At 60.5% G+C, this 403-nt stretch carries 1 protein-coding gene; it reads right to left on the bottom strand.

Annotated elements, in window-relative coordinates; all coding sequences use genetic code 11:
- Positions 1–403: prophage tail fiber N-terminal domain-containing protein (locus ACTHSL_RS13125; RefSeq protein ID WP_440381697.1), on the bottom strand; the 403-nt coding region annotated here is incomplete at both ends.

Raw genomic sequence — 403 nt, 5'->3', positions numbered from 1 at the left:
TGGCCTTTGCTGATGCCGCTTCTGCGCCGGAGGACGCTTCCTGAGCTGACGATGCAGCCTGTCCGGCGGACGTGCTGGCGGCGCGTGCTGAGTCAGTTGCATCAGTCACAAGGGCCGCGACCTGAGCAGCTGATGCACTGGCATCGCCGGCTGATTTCTTCGCGTCTGCCGTACTCTGTGCCACCACGGACGCGTTACGCGCCACCTCTTCCACCATCAGTTCAAGACGACGCAGCACCTCCGGCCGGGCATCATCCTCCGTCATGGCACAGAGAAAATCATTCAGCGTCCCCGGTTGTGAATCTTCATACACGGTGATGGTCCCGGCGTGCGATGGTGGAAAACCGTCAACCTGCAGGATGACACTGTACTGACCGTACTCCACATCCATGCTGTAACGCCC

The sequence above is a fragment of the Neisseria sp. P0008.S010 genome (assembly GCF_051962715.1).
GTDB lineage: Bacteria > Pseudomonadota > Gammaproteobacteria > Burkholderiales > Neisseriaceae > Neisseria > Neisseria elongata.
This window is presented reverse-complemented; position numbering and strand designations above follow the sequence as displayed.